Below are 3,170 nucleotides of genomic sequence, written 5' to 3' on the forward strand. Positions count from 1 at the left end.
ACCTTGCGAGACACGAGCCGCGCTACCTGGGTAGCGCGGCTCTGCTGTTCGCACCGAAGAGGTCACTGGTTCGAGCTGGCTATCGCTCGCCGGTCGAGCCCGTGGTCGGCCAGAGGTCCCACGTCGGTCCCGGCCGCGGCCCACCGGGTGAGCAGGAGCTCGCTCGCCGCCAGGGTGCGTCGCCACGAACCCGGAGCCGAGGTGCGGTCGGTGTCGTGCAGCAGCACCGTGCCGCCCGGCCGGAGCGTGCGCTCAGGGAGCTCACGATCCTGCTCGGCGTGGCGTGCCGCTCCCAGTCACGCCCCCAGGCCGACCAGAGCACCGGCCGGAGGCCGGCCGCCCGGGCGGCCACGAGCGCGGCGGGGCTGAGCACGCCGTACGGCGGCCGGTACCACCGCACGGGTGCGCCGGTGAGGTCCTCGACGACGACCGCAGTACGGCGGACCTCGTCGACGAGCCGGTCGCGACGGGTCCGAAGCACGCAGCGGTGGTCCCAGCCGTGGACGCCGAGCTCGTGCCCGGCGGCGACCATCTCCCGCAGGAGCCGGCGCTGCGGCGCGGCGTGCTCGCCCAGCACGAAGAACGTCGCGCGCAGACCGGTCCGCTCGAGGAGCCGCAGGAAGTGGGGCGTCGAGACCGGGTCGGGGCCGTCGTCGTAGGTGAGCGCCAGGTGGCGGGTGGGCCCGATGCCCGCCAGCTCCGGGCTGAGCCGGCGGCGGAGCGGTCCGAGACCGGAGACCAGCACGTCGCGCAGGTCGGCGCCCCGGCCGGTCGCGGCGCCGGTCATCGGCCGGCCCCGAGGACCGTGGCCGGGGCGCACACGTGGGACAGCGCCGTGATCAGGTCGGGTGCGGAGCTCGGCCCCAGCGGGTGACGGTCGGTGCCCAGCACCGCTCGCGCGAGCAGCCCGGGCAGGTCCGCCTGCTCGCGCGCCCAGGGGACGAGCCCGGCGGCCTCGAGTGCGGCGGCGTTCGTCTCGCCGTGACCCGGGAGGCACCGGTAGCTCAGCAGGGGGACGCCGGCCGCCAGTGCCTCCAGGCTGGTGAACCCGCCCGCGTTCTGCACGACGCAGTCGCTGGCACGGATCAGGTCGGGCATGTCGGTGCGCCACCCGAGCGCGACCACGCCGGGCTGGGTGTCCAGCCGGCGGCGCAGCACCTCGTTGGTGCCGCAGGCGACGACCGGTCGGGCCAGGCCGGTGGCCGCGATGTCCAGTGCGGTCTGCTCGAGCTCGCCGACGCCGAGGGAGCCACCGACGACGAGGGCCAGGTCGGTGTCGCCGGGCAGACCGAGCCGGCGCCGCAGCTGCGCGGTGGACTCCGTCGCCGGGCGGGTGCAGGCCTCCGGGAGCAGCGGCTCGACGAGCGTCGTCGTGCCGCCGAGGACCCTCGCCTGGGCGGCGGTGACCTCGTGCAGCGCCAGGTGGAGGTCGACGCCGGGGTGCACCCACAGGGCGTGCACGGAGGCGTCGGTCAGGTAGGTGACGGCCGGGGTGTCGAGACGGCCGGCGGCGCGGAGCCTGCCGAGCGCCTGGCTCGCGAACGGGTGGGTGGAGATCACCAGGTCGCTGCCGGACACGCACGTCCGAACGCGGTGCGCGGGCAGCGAGACGATGCCGGTCGCGATCCGGTGGGCGAGGCTGCCCGGCTCCAGGCGTCGCAGGAGCAGGCCCCACGACCCCGGGACGGTCCGCAGCTGCGCGAAGTACGCGCGGCGCAGCAGTCGACCCAGGCCGAGGGGGAAGAGGTCGACGACGTCCCAGCGGCGTACGACGTGGCCGCTCGCGGCCAGACGGGTGGCGATCTCGTGGGCAGCCGCGTCGTGGCCGGCGCCGTAGCTCCCCGAGATGATGTCGACGGTGAGGCTCTCCCCGGCGGTGAGCAGCGAGCGCGGGGGTGCGTCGAGCCCGCCCGAGAGGCCCCCGACGGACTCCTCGGTGAAGACGAAGCGTCGGTAGGTCCCGAAGCGGAACGCCGTGCCGAGGGCGAGGCCGACGACGTTCGCCGAGATGTTGTCGGCGAGGCGGCTGGTGAGTCCCAGCAGGTCGTGGCTGACGATGAGCGCGGCGACCGAGATCGCCAGCCCGACGAGGTTGAACACGATGAAGAGCGCCACCTCGCGCCCGCCGTCGCTCGCGCGGTCGCGCCAGGTCAGCAGCCGGTTGCCGAGGTAGGTGACGACCATCGCCGCGGCCACCGCGATGACTTTCGCGGCCGTCGGGTCGGCGCCGGCGAGGCCCGTGTGCCCGCGCAGCCAGTTGAACGCGAGGATGTCGACGACGTAGCCGGCGCCGCCGACGGCGAGGAAGGTCGTCACCTCGCGGCCGGGGATCAGACGAGCCACGCTCGCGAGACGGACGCCAGCGGTGGTCATGGTGCGACACTCGCGCCCGGGACCTGCCGAGAACCTGACCGTCCGGACGGCACCGGCCGGGCCCGCAGCGTGGCAAAGATGTCGTCCTCCAGGCGCCGGCCCGGGGGCCGGCCCACCTCCCGGAACCACTCGCGGCCCAGCACCCTGCGCGCCAGCGGTCGGGGCAGCCGGAGCAGGACCGCCAGGGTGCGGGGCCGATCGCCGCCGCTCGCCTGCGACGCGTGGGCGCGCAACGAGGCCAGCTTGGCGTCCAGGTGGGAGCGGATGTCCACCTCGTGGGTGAGGTCGATGCGGGCGGTGAAGGCCCGGTGGGTGTCGGGCAGCGGCGGCAGCGGGACCACCCGGGCCACGCACCGCAGCACGCCGAACAGCCGGTCCACCCGGGCGCGGTCGAGCGTCGCCTCCAGCAGTACCGGTGTGCCGGCCAGCTCGGCGGCGCGGCGCCCGACGTGGTGCACCTGCACGTGGTCGGGGTGGCCGTAGCCCCCGGCGGCGTCATAGCTCGTGAGCACGTCGGCGTGCTCCTCGCGGAGGATGGCGGCGAGTCGGACGGCGGCCTGCTCGGGATCGGCAGTGCGGAACGGCACCACGGCTCCCGTGGGCTCGTGGTCCCAGCCGGAGTCGCCGTAGCCGAGGACCTCGACGCGGGTGGCGCCGATGGCCTGCGCGGACGCCGCGAGCTCCCGCGTCCTCCGCTCCCCGAGCTCGGTGCCCGGTCCGGCTGCGGCCAGTCCGGCCTCGCCGGCGGTCGCCACCACGAGCACCACTCGGTGCCCGGCCGCGGCGGCCCGGGCCAG

3 protein-coding genes are annotated in these 3,170 nt (G+C 75.7%); all 3 read right to left on the bottom strand.

The window, feature by feature from the left end; translation table 11 throughout:
* Positions 1 to 79: 79 nt before the first annotated feature.
* Complete coding sequence (locus Q0L15_RS16765) at positions 80 to 787, bottom strand: polysaccharide deacetylase family protein (RefSeq protein WP_296605592.1); 708 nt, start codon at positions 785 to 787, stop codon at positions 80 to 82.
* Positions 784 to 2,373: a GtrA family protein gene (locus Q0L15_RS16770; protein WP_296605593.1), complete on the bottom strand. Its 1,590-nt coding sequence runs from the start codon at positions 2,371 to 2,373 to the stop codon at positions 784 to 786. The genes Q0L15_RS16765 and Q0L15_RS16770 overlap by 4 nt, the downstream gene beginning before the upstream one ends.
* Positions 2,370 to 3,170: PIG-L family deacetylase (locus Q0L15_RS16775; protein WP_296605594.1), on the bottom strand; the 801-nt coding region annotated here is incomplete at its 5' end. The genes Q0L15_RS16775 and Q0L15_RS16770, both read right to left, overlap by 4 nt.

Origin of the sequence: Nocardioides sp., assembly GCF_024509035.1 — a bacterium.
Classification (GTDB): domain Bacteria; phylum Actinomycetota; class Actinomycetes; order Propionibacteriales; family Nocardioidaceae; genus Nocardioides.